This is a genomic window from Prauserella rugosa, assembly GCF_000719975.1.
GTDB classification, from domain to species: domain Bacteria; phylum Actinomycetota; class Actinomycetes; order Mycobacteriales; family Pseudonocardiaceae; genus Prauserella; species Prauserella rugosa.
In genome coordinates this window covers 1-506 of sequence record NZ_JOIJ01000068.1, presented here as the reverse complement: position 1 = coordinate 506, position 506 = coordinate 1, and the positions used below count along the sequence as shown (strand labels likewise).

The 506-nt window shown below is 80.4% G+C and carries 1 pseudogene; it reads left to right on the top strand.

Annotated features, from left to right (window positions below):
- Positions 1-57 precede the first annotated feature (57 nt).
- Positions 58-506, top strand: a pseudogene (locus IF64_RS25810) (hypothetical protein); the annotation flags it as partial.

The following is a 506-nucleotide window of genomic DNA, read 5'->3' as shown; positions in this document are numbered from 1 at the left end:
GTCAGCAGCCTGCCCGGCGGTGGCGGGGGCACTCCGCCGGGTGTGGCGCCGGCGCCGATGCCGGGTCGGGCGACCGGGCAGGGCCAGTTGCCGGGCACGGGCCCGGCGGCCAACACCCCGGCGGCGCGCATGCCCGGCCCGGGTGCCGGCCCGGGCGGTTCCGGATTCGGGCCCATGGGGCCGGTCGGGCCGATGGGCGGGTCCACCGCTGGCGGGTCGACGCCCTACAGCAGCAAACTGGGTCGCCCGGCCGCGGCAGGCGGGTTCGGCCCGACCGGTGGTGGCAGTGGTTCGGCCGCCGGTGCGGCCAAGGGCATGGGCGCCGGTGCAGCTGGTGGTGCTGCCGGTCCGGGTGGTGCCTCGGGTGCGGCCAAACCGGGCATGGGTGGCGCGGCCCCGGGTGCGGCGGCCGCGGCCGGTGGCGCGGGCGCCCGTGGTGGTGCCGGTGGCGGCATGATGGGCGGCGCCGGAGCCGGACGCGGCAACCAGCAGGGCGGCGAGGACGA